Genomic DNA, 19,215 nt, shown 5'->3' with positions numbered 1-19,215 from the left:
GGCGAGCGCGGCTGGATCGCCGACCTGCTCCGCCGCGCCTCCGGCGCCGACGACGACGCGCCCGCCCCCGCGCGGGAGACGTCGGATGCCCAGCGCAGCCCGGCGCATATGGTGGAATCGCTGAACTCGCTGTCGGTGGACATCGCCCGGGCGATCGACAACGCCACCTTCACCGACCTCTGGCACCGCTACCGCAAGGGCGAGACCAGCGTGTTCACCCGCCGGCTCTACACCCTGCAGGGCCAGCAGACCTTCGACGAGATCCGCCGCAAGTATCAGCGCGATCCGGAGTTCCGCACCGCGGTCGACCGCTACATCGCCTACTTCAAGTCGCTGCTGGACGATGCCGGCGCGAGGATGACGAGGGCGCGGCGGTCCAGACCTACCTCAACTCCGACACGGGCAAGGTCTACACCATGCTCGCCCACGCCAGCGGCAAGCTCGGGTGAGGACGGGCGAGAGAGGCCGGTGAACCCCGGCCTCGCTCTTCCCCTTGGCGGCCGACACTTCGGGTGGCAACGGACGATATGCAAAAGGCCGCGGCATCGATGGATGTCGCGGCCTTTTGCATGGGAGCAGGGTCCACAGGATGTCAGACGCCTCGGACGTCAAAGGAACGCGCCTCGAACAGCAGAACGCACGATCGGGGCAAAGCCCCTCCACCGTCATTGCCGGGCCTTGACCCGGCAACCCAATGGCCTCTCCGCGGGGAGTGCCATCCGGTTGATGCGACGGGTACGTCCATCAGAGGGCGGGGGATGACGTGCTGCCATTGGGTCGCCGGGTCAAGCCCGGCGAAGACGGTGGAGGGGCAGAAGACGGTAGAGAGGCAGAGGTCGCGGATGATCCGCAGTCCGGAGGGATCCGCTCCAGAAATCATCGATGGATCTCGCCAACGGGCTTTTGGGAAGCTTCCCCGCGGCAAGGCCGGGACTGACGCGGTTGCAACAACACCGCGCCACCCCTCCCCCTCAGATCACCCCGACGGTCCAGACCACCACTTCGCGGATCGCCTGCGAGGCGGCGCTGTCGAAGGCGGTGACGACCGAGGCGGCGGCGTCGTTGGCGGCGGGGGCGCGGACGGTGAACACCCTCGTGGCCACCACCTTGCCCGACGTGTCGTCGAGCAGCTTGACGCCGAGGATGACGCTGGCCGCCGGCGACGGCTCGACCTCGAAGGCAAAATCGCGAATGTCGACCACCACCTGATAGTCGATGGCGAGACTCTCGCCCGGCCTGCCCACCGCCTTCGCCCGGCCGCTGTCCTCGAAGGCGCGCACCAGCTTGACCTGCAGCAGCTCGGGCAGCTCGTCGCTCCACTGCACGTCCGGGAAATAGGAAATCTCGGTGGCGGTCGGGTTGACGACGATGCGCTGGGTGTCGATCGCCTGGATCGCCGCCGGCTTCGGGATCAGCAGCTGCGCGGCCGTGCGCTTGCCCGGCGGCAGGCCGGCAAAGTCGATGCGGGTGCCGAGATCGTAGATCGCCGGCGCCTTGGACGAGCCGCCGATCACCGTGGAACAGCCGGCCACGAGCAGGCTCAGCGCCATGACCGAACCCAGCCGCCGCAGGCCCCCGTCGAAACGGGCCCCGGCGAAACGGGCATGGCCGCAACGAACCTCGCCGGACCCGGCCCTGCCGGCCGGCGCGATCCGCCTGCCCGCTCTGCGTTCACCCATCGACAACCACCTGTTCTGTCAGAAATCCGCGAAGTCTTGCGGCATGTTAACCGTGCGCCGCGGCCGTGACCATCGCGCGAAGGCCACAGTCGCCGCTTTTCGCGCGCGGGCGCTCAGCGGCGCTTCGGCGCATATTCCGGCACGCCGTCGGAGCCGAAGATGAACTGCTGCGGATCGCGTTCGACACTGCCGAGCACCCGGTTGAGCCGCGCCAGCGCATTCTGGCCGTCTATCGCCAGCTGGGTCAGACTGCCGAGGCCGCGGTCGGAGAATTTCGCGACATTGCTGGTGATCGGGCCGATCTGCCGGTTCAGCGTGTCGGCCACCTGCCGGATCGAGGCGGCCGCCGCCGTCGCCTCGGCGACCAGCCCCTGCCCGTCGCCTTCCACATAGCCGTTGACCTTCACGAGGATGCCGTCGGCGCGGGTGGCAAGGCCGTTGAGCTGTTCGGACAGCTGGCGCGCATTGGTGATCACGGCGTCGACGTCGCCCTGGCGGCGGTCGACGGTGTTGCCAAGCTCGCGCAGGCTGGTGGAGGCCGATTTCACGTCGGCAAGGATCGCGTCGATCTCGTCGCCGCTGCCGGCGAGCTTGGCCGTGAAGGCGTTGACGTCGGCCATCGAGCGGCGCACCCGGTCGGGCTCCACCGCGCTCGCCACCGCGCCGAACTGCTCCATCGCGTCCTTGGCGGTGGCGACGATCGGCCCGACGCCGACGGAGGCGTCGGCCAGCGCGCGGGTCGCCGTGTCGATCTGATCGACGATGCTGCCGACCTTGCCCGGATCGACCGCCGCGATCAGCCGCGAGGTGTCGGCGCTCAGCGTGCCGATCCGGTCGCTGGACGAGCGCACGCTTTCCAGAAGCGCCGCCACCTCCTCGGGGTTGACCGCCTTCACCACCGTGTCGGCACTGGCCAGCAGGCTGTCGAGCCGCTTGGCCGCCGCGGTCACGCCGCTGACGGCGTCGGTGATGTCCTTGGGGTTGATGCCCTCGGCGATGCTGGTCGCCTGCGCCATCACGCTGTCGAGCCGTTCGGTGGTCGAATCGAGATTGGCGAGGATCGAGGTCACTTCGGCCGGGTCGATCGCGTTCAGGATCTCTTCGAGGCGCACGGCCGAGCCGCGCAGGTTGACCGATACCTCGCCGATCGCCTTCGACATCTCCGACACGTTGGCGAGCAGGCCGCCGATGCCTTCGGAATTGTCGGACAGCGCCTTGGAGAAGGTCTCGATATTGTCCACCGTGCGGCCGAAGGCCGGGCCGTTGTCGGAGATGAAGTCGTCGATCGCCGCCATGGCGCTGTCGGCGCGCAAGAGCACGTTGCGGGCGCTCTCGACGATGTCCTGGAAGGGCGAGATGTCGGCCTGGATCGTCGGCAGGCCGTCGTTCGGACCGACGCTGTCGATCAGCAGCGGCGCGTTGCGCGACCCGCCCTCGAGCGCGAGATTGGCGATGCCGGTGAAGCCCTGATAGCTCAGTACCGCCTTGGTGTCGGTGCGGATCGGCTTGGTGCGGTCCACGCTGACGATCGCGATCACCGTGCTCGGGTCGTTCTCGTCCAGCGACAGGTCGCGCACCTCGCCGATGCGGATGCCGTTGAACAGCACCGCCGAGCCGTTGGCGAGCCCCGTCACCGCGCCGCTGAAGATCACCCGCATGTCGACCCGGCGAGCCTGCTCGCCGGCATTGGTCAGCCACAGCATGAACAGGACGCCGATCAGGACCAGGGCGAGCACGGACCCGCCGATCGCGGCATAGTTGGCACGTGACTCCATCAGGCGGTCTCCATCTTGTCGAGATCGTAGTGGCTCGCGCGGATGCCGTTGAAATACTCCTGGATCCACGGATGGTCCACGTCGCGCAGTTCGCGGAACGTGCCGTCGACCAGCACCTTCCTGTTGCCGAGCACCACGATCCGGTCGGTCATGGTGACGAGGCTGTCAAGGTCGTGGGTCACCATGAACACGGTGAGCCCGAGCGTATCGCGCAGCTGCCGGATCAGCAGGTCGAAATTGGCCGCCCCGATCGGATCGAGGCCGGCGGTGGGCTCGTCGAGAAACACGATGTCCGGGTCGAGCGCCAGCGCCCGGGCGAGCGCCGCGCGCTTGATCATGCCGCCGGACAGTTCGGAGGGATATTTCGTCGCCGCCTCGGCCGGCAGGCCGACGAGTTCGATCTTCAGGCGGGCGAGATCGTCCGACAGCGTGTCCGAGAGCCGCAGATGCTCGCGGATCGGCACCGCCACGTTCTGCAGCACGGTCAGCGAGGAGAACAGCGCGCCCTGCTGGAACAGCACGCCCCAGCGCTGGCCGATGCGCCGCCGCGCGGCCGGCGTCAGCGTGTCGAGATCCTGGTCGAAGATCTCCACCCGTCCTGCCTGGCGGCGGTTGAGGCCAATGATCGTGCGCAGCAGCACGGACTTGCCGGTGCCCGAGCCGCCGACGACGCCGAGGATCTCGCCGCGCCAGACGTCGATGTCGAGATTTTCCAGCACCGGGGGGCCGCCGAAGCCGACGGTGAGCCCGCGGCCGCGGATCACGGCCTCGCGAGTCTCATCCCCGCGGCGATGTTCCTCGGCAACAGGCCTCTCCTGTCCGCGCGGGGCGCCTTCGGCCGTGTCGGTGGGCGACGCCATGCGGGTCAGATCTCCAGCGACGCGAGCACGATGGCAAAGATGCCGTCCATGACGATCACCGCGAAGATCCCCTTCACCACCGAGATGGTGGTGTGAAGGCCGAGCGACTCGGCCGAGCCGGCCACCTTCATGCCCTCCGCGCAGGCGACAAGGCCGATGGTGGCCGCCATCACCGGCGCCTTGCACAGGCCGATCAGCACGTAGTCGATCGTCACGGCTTCCCGCAGGAGCTGGAAGAAGGTGTCGGAGGGCAGGCCGATGTAGGTGACCACCACCACCCAGGCGCCCGCCAGCGCCGCAAGGTCGGAGACCAGCGTCAGCAGCGGCAGGGTCAGGATCAGCGCCGCAAGGCGCGGCACCACCAGCACGCCGGTCGGCGAGACGCCGAGCACGGTGAGTGCGTCGATCTCCTCGCGCATCTTCATCGAGCCGATCTCGGCGGTCATGGCGCTGCCGGACCGGCCGGCGACCATGATCGAGGTCAGCAGGACGCCGATCTCGCGGCAGACGAGCACGCCCACGAGGGCGATCACATAGACCTCGGCGCCGAAGGTGCGCAGGTAGAAGCCGCCCTGCTGGGCGATGATCATGCCGATCAGGAAGCTCATCAGCGCGATGATCGGGATCGCCTTGAGGCCGACGCGGTCGATCTGCGTGAACAGGGCCGGCCAGCGCATCGACTGGCGGCGGAGGACGATCTGCACCAGCGTCGCGCAGAATTCGCCGAACAGGCTGGTGATGGCGACGAGATCGCGGCCGAGATCGACGGCCTGCCGGCCGACCGCGACGATGAAGCGCTTGAGCACCGGCTCGGCGCGCACGCGCGGCAGCGGCTCCTTCAGGAGATTGGAGACCGTCTTCAGCAGCGTTTCGGCCTGGGAATCGAACCCCTGCAGGACGACACGGGTGTCGCCGGCCACATAGCGCCGCCGGGTCGCCTCGATCAGCCACGCGCCGGCGGTGTCGAGCCGGGTGATCCCCTCGCCGTCGATCACGCATTCGCCGACCGCCCCGGACGGCAGCGCCTGGACAAGACGTTGCTCGAGGCGCTCGGCAGTCGCGATCGTCCACTCGCCGGTCAGGCGCAGCAGTCCGCGGCGCTCGTCGGAGACGACGTCAGCCTCGCCGGTGCTTGTCCTCTCGGCCGTCTCGTCCGCCATCCGCGATTCACATGCTCCGTGATCAAGTGGTTACCATCGTGATCCTATACACGAGCGGTCCCGCCCCGAATGCTGCATTTTTGCATCGTCGGGTCAAAAGCGCGTGCGCTGCGGGCAATACTGCCATCCGGCATTGGGGGGTGATGTTTCTGGTGTGGCACGATCGGGGCCTGCGCCGATTTCGCCGAAATCGTCGAACGAAGCGAGGACAGTCTGCCCTTCCTGCGGCGTTTCCTGCCGTCTCTCCCACAACCGTCCCGGCGGCGGGTCGCCCTCTGGCAGCCCGCCGTTCCTGATCCATACGATGTCGTTACTTCGTGATCGAGGTCACCGTGATCGCGCCGTTTACCCGGTCCGCCTCGAACTTGACCTTGTCCCCGACCTTCACCTGCTTGAGGAAGGCCGGGTCAGCGACACGGAACACCATTGTCATGGCGTCCATGTCCAGGTTCGGGATCGGCGCGTGCTTGATGGTGATCTTGCCGGCGGATTCATTGATCTTCTTGATCTCGCCGGACACGGGTTCGGCGAAGGCCGAGGTGGCCGACAAGGCGGCGAGAGCAAGGGCCAGGATCAGCGTCTTCATGGGATTTGTCCTTTCTGGGAGCGTGTCGGGAAGGCTCAGTCGACGACGACCGAGCCGTGCATTCCGGCGTCACGGTGGCCGGGGATCAGGCAGGCGAAGTCGAAGGTGCCGGCCTTGTCGAAGTGCCAGACGATCTCGTCGCGGGCTCCGGGCGCGAGCCGCCGGCCGTTCGGGTCGTCATGCTCCATGTCGGGGTTCTTCATCATCTCGAGGGCGTGCTTGTCGTTCTCTTCGCGGGTGGCGAGCACCAACTCGTGGTCCATCTCGCCCTTGTTGACGAGCTTCAGCCGGACGGTCTCGCCGCGCTTCACGGTGATGTCGCGCGGCTCGAAGATCATGGCGCCATCGGCCGTCTCGCCCATGGCGATCTCGATGGTGCGCTTCGCCTTGGCCGGGTCGCCAGGCTGACCGAAGGCGAACTCGTCGTCGTGGGTATGGCCCGTTCCGGCCGCGAAAGCGGCCGACGCGGCAAGGGCGAAGGCGGCAAAGGCAACAGTCAGTCTCATGAGAATCCTATCCTGTTGATGATCAAGGAGCTTTTCAGCCCTCAAAAGTCGATGGGGAGGCGATCAGTGGTGGCCGTCGTGAGCCGAGGCCCCGGGTTTGACGACCCGCACCTCCGCGTCCGTCGACTTCACCGGGTCGGAGGGGGCGAGCACCGCATTCTGGCTCTCGCCCGTCCATTCGTAGGACACGGTCCCGGGCGGGTGTTCGTACCAGCCGGGGTCCTTGTAGTCGCCGGCGGCAAGACCCTCGCGGACCTTCACCACCGAAAACATGCCGCCCATCTCGACGGGGCCGAACTGGGCGAAGCCCGTCATCATCGGCAGCGTGTTGTCGGGGAGCGGCATCTCCATCTCGCCCATGTCGGCCATCCCCGCCGTGCCCATGGCCATGTAGTCGGGCACGAGCGCTTGAATGCGCTTGGCAATCTCGCGCTTGTCCACGCCGATGTAGTTGGAGAGTTCGTGCCCCATGGCGTTCATGGTGTGGTGCGATTTGTGACAGTGGATCGCCCAGTCGCCCGGCTTGTCAGCGACGAAGTCGAAAGCACGCATCTGGCCGACTGCGCAATCGACGGTCACCTCCGGCCAGGCCGCCGCCTCCGGCACCCAGCCGCCATCCGTACACGACACCTTGAAGTCATAGCCGTGCATGTGGATCGGGTGGTTGGTCATGGTCAGGTTGCCGAAGCGGATCCGGACCTTGTCACCCTTGGCGCAGAGAGATGATCTATCCCGGGGAAGACGCGGCTGTTCCATGTCCAGAGGTTGAAGTCGGTCATTTCCGCGACCCGCGGTACGTAGGCGCCGGGCTCGATATCGTAGGCGCTCATCAGGAACACGAAGTCGCGGTCGACCCGGCGGAAGGCCGGATCCTTCGGGTGCACGACGAAGAAGCCCATCATACCCATGGCCATCTGGACCATCTCGTCCGCATGCGGGTGGTACATGAAGGTCCCGCTCTTCTGCAGAACGAACTCGTAAACGAAGGTTTTTCCAGGCTTGATATGCGGCTGTGTGAGGCCGCCGACGCCATCCATACCGGATGGCAACAACTGACCGTGCCAGTGGATGGTTGTGTGCTCCGGCAGCTTGTTGGTGACGAAAATGCGGACCTTGTCGCCTTCCACCGCCTCGATGGTCGGCCCCGGTGACTGGCCGTTGTAGCCCCAGAGATGGGCGACCATGCCCGGAGCCATTTCGCGGACGACGGGCTCGGCGACGAGGTGGAATTCCTTCCAGTCGCCATTCATGCGCCAGGGCAGCGTCCAGCCGTTGAGCGTCACCACGGGGTTGTAATCCGGCCCGGTGGTCGGCACGAGCGGCGGCTGCATGGTGGGCTCGGCCATGGTGGGGGCCTCGGGGATCGAGGCGGCCTGGACGCGCCCGGAAACGCGCCCGCGCCGACGAGGGCGGCCGCGCCTGAGGCTCCGATGAAGGATCTGCGGGATACGGTCATGGTCTCGTCTCCTTTCAGTGTCCGCCGGCCTCGGCGACGGCGGCCGCGCCGCCGGTCTCCGCCCCGGCGCCGCCGCCGCTTCCACCGCCGCCGATCAGCGCGGCCTGGAAGTCAACCTCAGCGATGAAGAAGTTGCGCTTGGCCTCTATGGCCGCGACGTTGCTGTCGATGGTCTCCCGCTCGGTGTCGAGAAGGTCGAGGACGTCGATCAGCATGCCGTTGTATTCGAGGAGAGACTCCTCCTCGATCAGGTTGCGCAGCGGGATCACCCGGTTCTGGTACTGCCGGGTGATGTCGTGGGTGGCCCGATAGGTGCGGTAGGCCTCGCGCGCCTCGGAGCGGACGTTGACCGCCAGTTCGACGAAACGGTTGGCCGATTGCATGTAGGTCTCCACCGCACGACGGCGTCCGGTCTCGCCGAAATCCCAAACCGGGATTTCGAGATGCAGTTCGAGCGAACCCGCCTCCTCCCGCTCGGTCTTGCCGTCATGCCGCACCCAATCGGTCGTGCCCGTCCCGGTGAGATCCAGCACCGAGACGAAGCGGGTGGCGTTGGTGAGGCCGAGTTCCTTGGCGGTGGCGTCCAGTTCCAGCCGGGCCGCGATCAGGTCAACGCGCCTGCGGACCGCATCGGCCTCGACCTCGGCGACGGTGCGGAGCTTCGGCAGCTTCGGCAGGCTGGACGGTAGCTTGAAGTCTGCCGCCGCGGTTCCCCACAGGCCCATCCGACGCGTCAGCGCCTCCCGCGCCCGGTCGGCGTCGAGGCGGGCCTGGGCGAGCTCGGCCGAGACTTCGGCGTAGAAGGCGCTCGCACGGGCCTGGGCGCCACGGGTCGCAGCCCCGGTCTCTCCAAGCTTGATGGTGAGTTCGGCAGCGAGCGACGCCGTCTGGCGCGCCCTCCCCAGGAAGCCCACCCGCTGCCGAGCGCCGACCGCCTCGTAGAAGGCCCGCCGCGTATCGGCCGCTGTCCGGAAGGTCGCCTCGATCGCACGGTATTGCGCGGCCTCGAAGCTCGTGGCCGCAATCGCCTTGCGCTTTGGCCAGTAGGCGAGTTGGACGAGCTCTACGGCAAGGCTCCGCTCGATGCCGAACTCCCACTCCGTCAGCGCCCGCTCCACCGAAAGGGCCGGGTTGATCGGTGGCAGCGTGGCGGCGACATAGTCCGCTTCGGAGATGCCGAGCGCGTTGTACTCGGCTTGCAGACCGCGGTTGTTGAGGAGAGCGACTTGGACGGCCGCGTCCGCCGTCAGCGGCTTGGCGAGAAGGGCCTGGACGCGATGGCCGACGCCGATCTCGTCGGCGGCAGACGTGATCTTGACGGTGTCTTTCCCCAGTTCGAGCGACACGCGGCTTGCCACCGGGGCCATGCTCCCGTCAGGCGTGAAGGCGACGCAGGCGCCGAGCAACAGCGTCGCCGCCAGGCTCGGGAGGATCCTGCGGGATGCCGGGCCGGGGATCATTCGTCCCCTCCCGGCGCCACGCGCTCGTTGACGTCAGCCCACGGACGCGGGTCAACGGGCCGGTGATCGACGGTCCCCGCCATCACCGCAACGGCGCCGACGGGCGGAACGGGGGTGAGCGGATTGGCGACGGCGAGCGCCGCGTCACCCGGCGGCTCGGCCGCGCAGGCGGACAGCATGGCGGCGGCTGCCACCACGATTGGAAACTTCATGAAATCCTCGTGGGGAGGAGGGATTTGTCACACCGCGAAGGGCGGCGACCAGCACGCAGGCCCGAAGGCATCGCACGCGATCGGCGGACGCGGTCAGTTGGTGATGGTATCGGCAGAGCTCCGCCGACGGGAGGCGTCAGGCCGTTCTTGGCGGACGCTCGGGGCCGACCGGCACCGCACCAAGGAGAACTGTGGGATCGACCACATCGTGCAGCCGAGGCTGAGTTCCCGAGTTCAAGGCCGCGCTACAGGCGAGGACCGCGACGACCTGGCAAGCGAAGGCGCAGCACGTGGAGTCCGCGTCGTGACCATGGTCCGCCATGTCAGAGCAGACGACGGCGTCGACACAAACGGTTTCCGCATCCGAAGAATGGTGGTCATCGTGGTCCGCAGACGCAAAGGCAATTGGTGCCTGCATCGAGGAGCCGGAAGCCGCCCATGCAACCGACGACACCGCGAAGAACGCGGCGACGAGCAAAGTCGTATAGAGGCGGACGAGTTTGTACATGTACGAAGCTTATGCCAAAGAAGCACGGGAGATGCAACGGCCGTCGCGGCTCTGAACGCCGGTTGACGTGGGCTTCGGCGGTCACAACGTGACGCCGGTTCACAGTCTCCGCTGGCTCCTCGGCATCACGCCCGGCAAGGATCGCGTACGATCCGGATAAGGGCACGTCCCAGCCAATACGGCCACAGTCCGGCACTTCAACGTCCTGAAAGCCATCGAAGACATACGAAGTTTCAAGTTCCGAAGAACCAAGCCGCCTGAAATCAAGCTGCACGCCACAAATTTTCGGGACACGTTCATGAACCCGGTTTCAGAGCCATGGCGGGTCTCGCGTGCGGCCTTGCGCCGCCCCGCCATTGCCGCCAATACTGCCGCCGCACGAGGCGGCGACCGGCGCCGCCGCAGCCTGCGAGGCCGCCGTTTCCATGGATATCGCCCGACCCTATCTGCTGTTTCTCGGCGACGTGCCGGATGCCCTCGCTGCCAAGACCGGCCTTGGTATTGTCGACTGGCGCCGCGACTGGTGCGTCGGCCAGATGCGGCTGCCGGGCTGCGGCGCCGACGCGAAACTGCCGGAGATGACGATCGAGGAGGCCGTCGCGGCGGGCGCGAAGACCTTCGTCGTCGGCGTCGTCAACGCCGGCGGCGTGTTGCCCGATCATTGGGTCGCCAGCATCGTTGCCGCGATCGAGGCCGGGCTCGACGTGGCGAGTGGCCTGCACATGCGCCTTGCCGACGTGCCGGCGATCAGGGACGCCGCCGAACGCCGCGGGGTCCGCCTCCACGACGTGCGACACAGCACCGAACGCTTCGCCACCGGCAAGGGCACCCGCCGCACCGGCCGACGGCTGCTGACGGTCGGCACGGATTGTTCGGTCGGCAAGAAATACACCGCGCTCGCGCTTGAGGCCGAGATGCGGCTGCGCGGCTTCAACGCCGAGTTCCGTGCCACCGGCCAGACCGGCGTGTTCATTTCCGGGCGCGGCGTCGCCATCGACGCCGTCGTGTCGGACTTCATCTCCGGCGCTGTGGAGTGGCTGACGCCCGACAACCAGGCCGACCACTGGGACGTGGTCGAGGGCCAGGGCTCGCTGTTCCACCCGTCGTTTGCCGGCGTCACCCTCGGTCTGCTGCACGGCGCCCAGCCCGACGCCTTCGTCGTCTGCCACGAGCCGACCCGCACCACCATGCGCGGGGTCGGTCATCCGCTGCCGACCATCGGCGAGGTGATCGACATGACCCGCGCCCTCGGACGGCTGACCAACCCGAACATCCGCTGCGTCGGCATCGCCATCAACACCGCCGCGATGATCAGCGAGGACGAGGCCCGGACGCTGCTTGCCGAAACCGAGGAAGACTTCGGCCTGCCGGCGAGCGACCCGGTGCGCTTCGGCGTCGGTCCGATCGTCGATCGGCTCCAGACGGAGTTCCCGGTCTGATGCGTACGCTGTCCGTCGCGGTCGAACGCTGGCCGATTGCCGGCACCTTCACCATCGCCCGCGGCTCCAAGACCGAGGCGGTGGTGGTGGTCGCCACCGTCACCGAGGGCACCGTGGAGGGGCGCGGTGAATGCGTGCCCTATGCGCGCTATGGCGAGACGGTGGAACGGGTCGCGGCCGACCTTGCCGCCATGGCCCCGGCCGTGGCGCCGGCCTCGACCGGACCGCGCTGCGCGCCGCCATGCCGGCCGGCGCCGCGCGCAACGCGCTCGACTGCGCACTGTTCGCGCTGGAGGCCCGCCTTGCCGGTGTTTCGGCCGCGACGCTGGCCGGCCTGCCGGAGCCGGGCCCGGTGGTGACCGCCTATACGCTCAGCCTCGACACGCCGGAGAAGATGCACGCGGCCGCCGCCGCCAACGCGGCGAGGCCCCTGCTCAAGATCAAGCTTGGCGGCGACGGGGATGACGAACGGCTTGGCGCCGTGCGCGCCGGTGCGCCGAACGCCCGGCTGATCGTCGATGCCAACGAAGGCTGGACGCCGGCGAGCTTTGCCGACCGCATGGCCGCCTGCGCGCGCCACCGGGTCTCCCTGATCGAGCAGCCCCTGCCGCAGGCGAGCGACGACATGCTGATCGACCTGCCGCGCTCCGTGCCGGTCTGCGCCGACGAGAGCGCCCACACCGCAGCCGACATTCCCCGCCTTGCCCGGCTCTACGACGCGGTCAACATCAAGCTCGACAAGACCGGCGGCCTCACCGAGGCGCTGGAGATGGCAAGCGCCGCCCGCGCCGCCGGCCTCGACATCATGGTCGGCTGCATGCTCGCCACGTCGCTGGCGATGGCCCCCGCCCTGCTGATCGCGGGCGAGGCCGCCCATGTCGATCTCGACGGTCCGCTGCTGCTGGCGCGCGACCGCACCCCCGGCCTCGTCTTCGAGGGCTCGACGATCCTGCCGCCGGATCCGCGCATCTGGGCGTGAGCCGAGTAGAGCCCGGTTCGCCGCGGCATCGAATCCTCCGCCCACCATGACCAACCGGAAGTACCCGTCCAGTATTGCGCCTGCGAAGGCGGCCGGGCGCGAAGAAGATGGCCGCGCGCGACAATCCGGGACAACCGGATATGCGAGTTGCCACGATTCCTGCCGGTCCATAAACTGTCCGAAAGGAATCAGTCGCTATGTTGTCGGCCGGTTCGACAGTCGGGATCGAGGCAGTGGCCCGTCAGGACGGGCGGTCTTGGTGAGGGCGGGCGGCGGGTGACCGCCGGCTGCCGTGCCGATCAGGAACACGAGACGCACACCACGGGGCCTTGCCGGCAACCATGACCCAGACGCAGCTTCCCTCGCCCCTCCGCGAACAGGATTTCGAGGCCATCGAGAACGCGGTGATGGAAACCGAGCGGGGACGCTGGTTTCTGGCTGAATATGCCCGCCGCCACCGCGCCGCCGACACGATCGAGGTGCTCGGCGCTATCGGCAAGCTGGAGCGGATGCTCCACCGCGAGCGTCGTCCGGACATCGACCGCATCCGCCTCGACATCGGCGAGATGAAGGACGCGATCGAGCGGACCAAGGCCGAAATCGCCGAGATCAAGTTCGAGGATGCGAACGGCAGCCGCTTCAACCAGGCCTCCGACGAACTCGATGCCATCGTCTCGCAGACCGAGCGCGCCACCTCCGATATCCTCGAGGCCGCCGAGAAGATCCAGGAAATCGCCTGGACCATGCGCGAGGCCAAGATCGACGAGGAAATCTGCGAGGCGGTCGAGACGCTCACCACCACGATCTACACCGCCTGCTCCTTCCAGGATCTCACCGGCCAGCGCACCCACAAGGTCGTGCACGTGCTGCGCTACCTGGAAAGCCGCATCGACGCGATGATCGACATCTGGGGCATGGAGGAAGGCGAGACGCGCCCGTCGCGCGGCGCCTCGACCGCCAATCCCATGGACACGCGGCCGGACGCGCATCTGCTCAACGGGCCGCAGCTTGACGGTCTCGGCATCGACCAGAGCGATATCGACGGCATGCTGGCCAGCGACGACCTTTCGCTCTACGGCGCCAACGACGCTGCAAGCGCCGCCGACGACATGACCTTCGACGCGATCGACACCGAGGACGACGGCGCCGCGCTGGCCGACAGCCTCGACTTCGACGCGATCGCACCGGAAACCGACGAGGACGAGAGGTCTTCGAGCCCGCCACGGCCGATGCTGCCGTTCTTGCCGAAATGCTCGACTTCGACGCCATCGAGCCGGACGAGATCGGGATCCCCGCCATCGAGATGACGGACGTGGAAGGCGCCGACGAGAAGATCGTCGCCGCCGCCCCTTCCGAGGCCGAATTCACCGAGGTCGTGACCGGCGAAGTCCAGGCGGACAAGCTGGGGGTCTCCTCCGAAGCGGACGGGCCGGACGCGTTCGACGCCGAGCCCGACGAGACGGACACCTTCGCGGCCGACGCCGTCGAGGTCGCCGTCGCCGCCGCGCCGGCGGACGCCGAGAGCGACGCCGAGGATCCGGATCTGGCCGCCTTCATCGAGGACACCCGGCACGATCGGCCGGATCCCGCAGCGGCCGACGAGGGCGATGCCCTTTCGGCCCTCTCCATGAACGAGCGTTTCGCCCTGTTCGCCTGAGCGCGGGACTCGCCGCCAATCCGCTGCGCCTCGTCATGCCGGTTGCGTGACGAAAAAGACCGGCATGGTTGCCCATGCCGGTCCGGTGTCGCAGCCGCCCATCGCGTGGACGGGCTTTCACATCTCGAAATCGAAGCCGCCGTCGTCCATGCGCCCGCGTCGGCCTCGGCACCGGCATCCTCGGCGGCCGGTTCGGCCGCATTGGCCTCGTCACCGCCGAAGGCACCCATCAGCATGTTGCCGAGGATCACGCCGCCGGCGACGCCCATGGCCGTCTGCGCGGCACCGGCGAGGAAGCCGCCACCGCCCATGCCGCCGCGCGCGCCCGCCATCGGAACGCTGCCCGCACGCCGCGCGGCGCCGGCCTGCGGCACGGATGAACGCGAACCGCCGCCGAAGAGGCCGCCGAACAGGCCGCCCCGGCTTTCCTCACGCTGCGCCACGCTCTCCTCGAGCTCGCGGATGCGCTGCTGGGCCTGCTCGAGCGCCTGTTCCTGCACCACGATGGTCTGGGCCATGTAGTAGGGCGCGCCCGGATTGGCCCCGATCTGCTCGCGGATGAAACGCTCGGCTTCCGGATCGCGGGGCGGCGCGTTGCGCTCGACCTGCTCCAGCTTGCCGAACAGCTCGCGGATGACGGTCTGTTCCTCGGTGTTCATTCAGTGTCTCCCTGGAAAGCCGGCCGCGGACGGCGCAGGCCACCCGCCGGCGTCGAAGTCTCACTCCTCGCGCTGCCCGGTGAAGTAGAGCAGCATCTGGAAGAGGTTGATGAAGTTCAGGTAGAGCGACAGGGCGCTGAAGACCGCGATCTTCTGGTTGGCGTCCTCGCCGTAGTGCTCCGCATAGGTCTCCTTGATGCGCTGGGTGTCCCAGGCGGTGAGGCCGGTGAACACCAGCACGCCGATCGCCGAGATCGCAAACTGGAGAGCGCTCGAACCGAGGAAAATGTTCACGACGCTGGCGATGATCAGGCCGATCAGGCCCATCATCAGGAACGAGCCCATCTTCGAGAGGTCGGCCTTGGTCGTGTAGCCGTAGAGGCTGACGGCGCCGAACATCGAGGCGGTGATGAAGAAGGTGCGCGCGATCGACGCCCCGGTGAACACCAGGAACACCGACGCCATCGACAGACCCATGATCGCGCTGAACAGCCAGAACATGGTCATGGCCGTCGAGGTCGACATCTGCTCGAAGCGGAACGAGAAGAAGAACACGAAGGCGAGCGGGCCAGCATCACCACCCACTTCAGCGGGGTGGAGAAGATCGGCACGTAGATCGCCGGCTGCGAGGCGACGATCATCGCCACGATGCCGGTGATGGCAAGGCCGAGGCCCATGTAGTTGTAGACGCGCAGCATGTGGCGGCGCAGGCCCTCGTCGAATTCGGCGCCGACGGCACGGCCGAACCCTGAACGTGGGGAATAGGCAGAATTGCGATCGATCATGATCTCTCCTTGACCGTGGTCAGTTGAAGCTGGTCGCGAGAAGCACGGCTTCCCGCGCGATCACCTGTTCCGGCAGGGTGCCGGACAGAACATAGGCGCTGTTGCCGACCTGCCAGTAGACGGAATTGCCCGCCTCGGTGGGGGTGGCGGACGGCGCGGCAACATCGAAGCGGGCGACGGAGGCGGCGAACAGGAACAGGGGCCCATGGTCGGGCGTGTCGAGCGCGACCTCGATCGAATGGCCCTCCCGGGCCGGAAACACCTGGATGTCGCGGACTTTCCAGTCGTCGGGAAAGGCCGGCAGTTCGATCCCGGTGCCGAGCACCAGCTCCTGCCGGTCGAAGTCCGAGACATCGGGCTGCGACTTCAGCTGCGAGCGCAGGAGCGCGGTGCGGTAGGCGTGGGTCGCATCCTCCACGAAGGACGGCGGCGGCGCCGCGGCGATGCTCGTCGACGGTGCCCAGACGGCCGCATGGGCGAGCCAGCCGGACGCGACGAGCACGGCGGCAGCCGCGACCCGCCCGAAGCGGCGGCGCGTGGAGCGGCTGACGATCCCCGCCTCGACGGCGGCGGCCTTCGACCGGAGCGCCGGGGGAACCTCGACCGGACCGCCGAACATCTCGCGCAACCCGTCGCGGCGGGCCAGATCGGCCATCACCTCGGCGGCCTTCTCCGGACGGGAGGCGAGATATTCCTCCACGTCCAGCCGGCGGGCGGGATCGAGCTGGTCGTCGACATAGGCATGGAGATCGTCGTCGGTGACGGGGCGTCTATCCTCCATCGGTTCCTCCCACGATCCTGAGTGACGGCCGGACGGCCCCTCCGCCCTCTTCCCAGCGACGCAGCGCCGCGCGGGCCCGGCCAAGCCGGGACATCAGCGTGCCGACCGGAATGCCGAGGATGTCGGCGGCGTCCTGATAGGCGAGCCCCTCCACGGCGACGAGATGCAGCACCTGGCGCTGCTCGTCCGGCAGGCGCTCGAAGGCCTCGGCGAGCTGCGACAGGCGCACGCGTCCTTCCTGCGGCGGCGGCATGCTGGCCTCGCCGACGGCAGCAAGGCCCTCGCGGCGGCGCTGCTCGGACGCCGCGCGGCGCCGGGCCGAGACGAAGGTGTTGTGGAGGATGGACAGCAGCCAGCCGCGCAGGTTTCCGCCCTGGCGGAAGGTCGCTTCGGCCTCCAGCGCCCGCACCAGCGCATCGCCGACCATGTCCTCCGCGGCGGCATGATCGCCGCGCGCAAGCGTCCGCGCATAGCGCAGCATCGCTTCGGTGTGGAGTGTCAGATCGACCGGCTTCGGCAGCTTCATGTCCCGTATACGCGTGTCGGAGGTGATGTAATCCCTCGGCCCGCGAGAAAAAATGCTGCCGCCGAAAAATCCCTGTCCCGGAGCCGGCCTCAGGCCGCCCGGATCGTGTCGAGGAAGCCGTCGAGTTCGCTCTGCAGCCGCCGCGACTGGTCGGCAAGGGCGTTGGAGGCCGTCAGCACCTGGGCCGCCGCATCGGCGGACTTCACCGCCGCCACGTTGACGAGGTCGATGTTGGCCGAGACCGCCGACGTCCCCATCGCGGCCTGGTCGACGCTGCTGGCGATTTCCTGCGTCGCCTGACCCTGCTGGTCGACCGCATCCGAGATGGCCTCCGACACCGAATTCATCCGGCCGATGACCGCGGTGATGGCCGCAATGGCGGCGGTCGATTCCTCGGTCGAGGTCTGGATGCCGGCCACCTGCGTGGCGATTTCCGAGGTCGCCCGCGCGGTCTGCTCGGCGAGCTGCTTGACCTCGGCCGCCACCACCGCAAAGCCCTTGCCCGCCTCGCCGGCCCGGGCCGCCTCGATCGTGGCGTTGAGGGCGAGCAGGTTGGTCTGGGCGGCGATCGTGTTGATGAGCTCGACCACCATGCCGATCTTCTGCGCTGCGTCCGCGAGATCGCGCACCTTGGCGGCCGTCCGCTCGGCCTGCTGCACGGCCTCGACCGCCACGCTCGACTGCTCGGCCACCTGCCGGGCGATCTCCGAGATCGACGACGAGAGTTCCTCGGCGGCGGCGGCCACGGTGCCGACGTTGGCCGAGGCGGTGCCGGACGCCTCTGCCACCGCCGACGACTGCGCCGTCACCTCTTCCGACGAGGCCGACATCACCGAGGCCGAGGACTGGAGCTGGGTGGCGGACGCGGCGAGCATGTGGGCGATGCCGCCGACAGTGTCCTCGAAGGTGGCGGCAAGGCGGGCCATCTCGCGGCGGCGATCCTCTTCGGCGGCATGCGCGGTTTCCTCCTGGCGGCGGCGCATCGCGGCGCTCTCGGCCAGGCCGTCCTTGAAGGTGCGCAGCGTGCCGGCCATGCGGCCGACCTCGTCGCGCCGGCCCTCGCCCGGCACCTGCGTCTCGAGATCGCCGTCGGCGATCTGCTGCATCGCCTGCGACAGGGCCACCACCGGACGGGAGATCGAGCGGCCGATCAGCAGGGCAAGGCCGGTGCCGAGCAGCAGCGCCAGCACGGCGCCGCCGATCAGACCCTCGTTGGTGCGCGTGATCATCACCCGGGTTTCCTCGGCGGCCGTGGCGACATCCGCCGCCGCCGACTCGCGGATCCGGTCGACAAGGCTGGCGATGGTCGTGCCGCGCTCCGCAAGGGCCCCGGCAACCCGCTGGTCGAGTTCGGCGGACAGTTCGGCGGCACGCCGATAGCTCTCCTGATAGCGGCCCGCGGCGGCGAGGATCTTGTCGACCTGCCCGGCCTCCTGGCCACCCGGCAGCGCCTTGGTGACGAGCTTCAGCCGCATCGCGAGGCCGTTCACCCCGGCATCGGCCTCGGCGAGCGCCGCCGCATCGTCGGCACCCCCGAGCCGCATCGCGGCAAGCTGCGCATTGGTCGCCTGCTCCATCGCCTTGGCCGCGATCGGCAGCAGCTCCGGCCGGCCCGACTTCTCCAGCGTGCTGGCGAGAAACTGCACGTCCATCCGCAGCTTGGTTCCGGCGGGGCCGAGCGCGGCGGCAAGTTCGACCTGGTCTTCCTTCAGCGCGGCGACGCTCATCCACTCGCCGCTGTAGCTCATGAAATTCTCGGCGATGCCGGCGATCAGCGCGCGGCGTCCGTCGTCGCGCACGGCCTCCAGACTGCGGTCGAGCACGTCCTGCGCACTCCACAGCAGGCTGTCGGTCTCCGACTTCATCTCGGCGTCGCCGGTCTGGATGTAGCTGGTGATCCGGCCCCTCAGGTCCTGGAAGTAGAGCCCGACCTCACGGGCGGCATCCATCTCGGCCGCCCGCTGCCGCTGTGCCTCGAAGGCCGCGGCAAAACCGTCGAAGGCCAGTCGCGTTGCGCCCGCGCCAGCCACCATCAGCAGGAGGACGACGGCAAAGCCGGCGATGATCTTGGTGCCGATGGGGCGGTTCGCGATGAAAGAGGTCATGTCACTCCTGGCGAGGCCCGGCAGGGGGTCCGACGGCCAGCCGGCGTCGAAGGCGCTCACCTCCCCACGGAGGCGCGCGGCG

15 protein-coding genes and 5 pseudogenes are annotated in these 19,215 nt (G+C 68.2%); 5 read left to right on the top strand and 15 right to left on the bottom strand.

The genetic code is table 11. From position 1 onward, the window contains the following. Positions 1-449, top strand: a pseudogene (locus tag A6302_RS24165) (hypothetical protein); the annotation flags it as partial. Between the two features lie 522 nt (positions 450-971). On the opposite strand, the gene A6302_RS05535 reads toward A6302_RS24165, so the two are convergent. The 10 genes and pseudogenes from A6302_RS05535 to A6302_RS21980 all read right to left on the bottom strand — a co-directional run bounded on the left by A6302_RS05535 (position 972) and on the right by A6302_RS21980 (position 10,202). Then, positions 972-1,679, bottom strand: a complete 708-nt coding sequence (locus A6302_RS05535; RefSeq protein ID WP_083255548.1) for an ABC-type transport auxiliary lipoprotein family protein — start codon at positions 1,677-1,679, stop codon at positions 972-974. 113 nt (positions 1,680-1,792) lie between these two features. Further along, positions 1,793-3,454 (bottom strand): MlaD family protein, encoded by a 1,662-nt coding sequence (locus tag A6302_RS05530; RefSeq protein ID WP_069306208.1) that lies wholly within the window; start codon positions 3,452-3,454, stop codon positions 1,793-1,795. Beyond that, positions 3,454-4,314: an ABC transporter ATP-binding protein gene (locus A6302_RS05525; protein WP_083255547.1), complete on the bottom strand. Its 861-nt coding sequence runs from the start codon at positions 4,312-4,314 to the stop codon at positions 3,454-3,456. The genes A6302_RS05530 and A6302_RS05525 overlap by 1 nt, the downstream gene beginning before the upstream one ends. A gap of 5 nt (positions 4,315-4,319) precedes the next feature. Continuing rightward, complete coding sequence (locus tag A6302_RS05520; protein ID WP_069306207.1) at positions 4,320-5,474, bottom strand: ABC transporter permease; 1,155 nt, start codon at positions 5,472-5,474, stop codon at positions 4,320-4,322. A 310-nt stretch (positions 5,475-5,784) separates the two neighbouring features. After that, on the bottom strand, positions 5,785-6,060 hold the full coding sequence (locus A6302_RS05515; protein ID WP_069306206.1) for a copper-binding protein: 276 nt from the start codon (positions 6,058-6,060) through the stop codon (positions 5,785-5,787). A gap of 35 nt (positions 6,061-6,095) precedes the next feature. Next, positions 6,096-6,566, bottom strand: a complete 471-nt coding sequence (locus A6302_RS05510; protein ID WP_069306205.1) for a cupredoxin domain-containing protein — start codon at positions 6,564-6,566, stop codon at positions 6,096-6,098. Between the two features lie 63 nt (positions 6,567-6,629). Continuing rightward, positions 6,630-8,022, bottom strand: a pseudogene (locus tag A6302_RS25185) (multicopper oxidase family protein). Positions 8,023-8,036: 14 nt separating this feature from the next. After that, positions 8,037-9,482: a TolC family protein gene (locus A6302_RS05500; protein WP_069306204.1), complete on the bottom strand. Its 1,446-nt coding sequence runs from the start codon at positions 9,480-9,482 to the stop codon at positions 8,037-8,039. Next, entirely contained in the window at positions 9,479-9,694 is a 216-nt protein-coding gene (locus A6302_RS05495) for a hypothetical protein (protein WP_069306203.1), read from the bottom strand. The genes A6302_RS05500 and A6302_RS05495 overlap by 4 nt, the downstream gene beginning before the upstream one ends. A gap of 136 nt (positions 9,695-9,830) precedes the next feature. Continuing rightward, positions 9,831-10,202, bottom strand: coding sequence for a hypothetical protein (locus A6302_RS21980; protein WP_141703426.1), 372 nt, complete (start codon positions 10,200-10,202; stop codon positions 9,831-9,833). Between the two features lie 425 nt (positions 10,203-10,627). On the opposite strand from A6302_RS21980, the gene dgcN reads away from it, so the two are divergent. The 4 genes and pseudogenes from dgcN (at position 10,628) to A6302_RS05475 (ending at position 14,277) form a co-directional block, all read left to right on the top strand. Next, positions 10,628-11,641 carry an N-acetyltransferase DgcN gene (gene dgcN / locus A6302_RS05490; RefSeq protein WP_069306202.1) on the top strand — a complete coding sequence of 338 codons (1,014 nt, stop codon included), beginning with the start codon at positions 10,628-10,630 and terminating at the stop codon, positions 11,639-11,641. Continuing rightward, positions 11,641-12,620: pseudogene (gene dgcA, locus A6302_RS05485) on the top strand (N-acetyl-D-Glu racemase DgcA). The gene dgcN and the pseudogene dgcA overlap by 1 nt, the downstream one beginning before the upstream one ends. 341 nt (positions 12,621-12,961) lie before the next feature. Beyond that, entirely contained in the window at positions 12,962-13,927 is a 966-nt protein-coding gene (locus tag A6302_RS05480; RefSeq protein ID WP_069306201.1) for a hypothetical protein, read from the top strand. Beyond that, positions 13,870-14,277: a hypothetical protein gene (locus A6302_RS05475; protein ID WP_069306200.1), complete on the top strand. Its 408-nt coding sequence runs from the start codon at positions 13,870-13,872 to the stop codon at positions 14,275-14,277. Before A6302_RS05480 ends, A6302_RS05475 begins: the two co-directional genes overlap by 58 nt. Before the next feature lie 245 nt (positions 14,278-14,522). Here the strand turns inward: A6302_RS05475 and A6302_RS25655 are convergent. The 5 genes and pseudogenes from A6302_RS25655 to A6302_RS05450 form a co-directional block, all read right to left on the bottom strand. Continuing rightward, positions 14,523-14,936, bottom strand: a pseudogene (locus A6302_RS25655) (DUF2076 domain-containing protein); the annotation flags it as partial. A gap of 60 nt (positions 14,937-14,996) precedes the next feature. Continuing rightward, positions 14,997-15,721, bottom strand: a pseudogene (locus A6302_RS05465) (Bax inhibitor-1/YccA family protein). Positions 15,722-15,740: 19 nt separating this feature from the next. Further along, the gene (locus tag A6302_RS05460; protein ID WP_069306198.1) at positions 15,741-16,502 is read right to left on the bottom strand and encodes an anti-sigma factor family protein; all 762 of its coding nucleotides are present in this window, start codon (positions 16,500-16,502) and stop codon (positions 15,741-15,743) included. After that, positions 16,492-17,028 carry a sigma-70 family RNA polymerase sigma factor gene (locus A6302_RS05455; RefSeq protein WP_069306197.1) on the bottom strand — a complete coding sequence of 179 codons (537 nt, stop codon included), beginning with the start codon at positions 17,026-17,028 and terminating at the stop codon, positions 16,492-16,494. Before A6302_RS05455 ends, A6302_RS05460 begins: the two co-directional genes overlap by 11 nt. Positions 17,029-17,117: 89 nt before the next feature. Continuing rightward, on the bottom strand, positions 17,118-19,133 hold the full coding sequence (locus tag A6302_RS05450) for a methyl-accepting chemotaxis protein (protein ID WP_141703425.1): 2,016 nt from the start codon (positions 19,131-19,133) through the stop codon (positions 17,118-17,120). Positions 19,134-19,215 lie beyond the last annotated feature (82 nt).

Source organism: Methylobrevis pamukkalensis (assembly GCF_001720135.1).
Taxonomy (GTDB): domain Bacteria; phylum Pseudomonadota; class Alphaproteobacteria; order Rhizobiales; family Pleomorphomonadaceae; genus Methylobrevis; species Methylobrevis pamukkalensis.
This window is presented reverse-complemented; position numbering and strand designations above follow the sequence as displayed.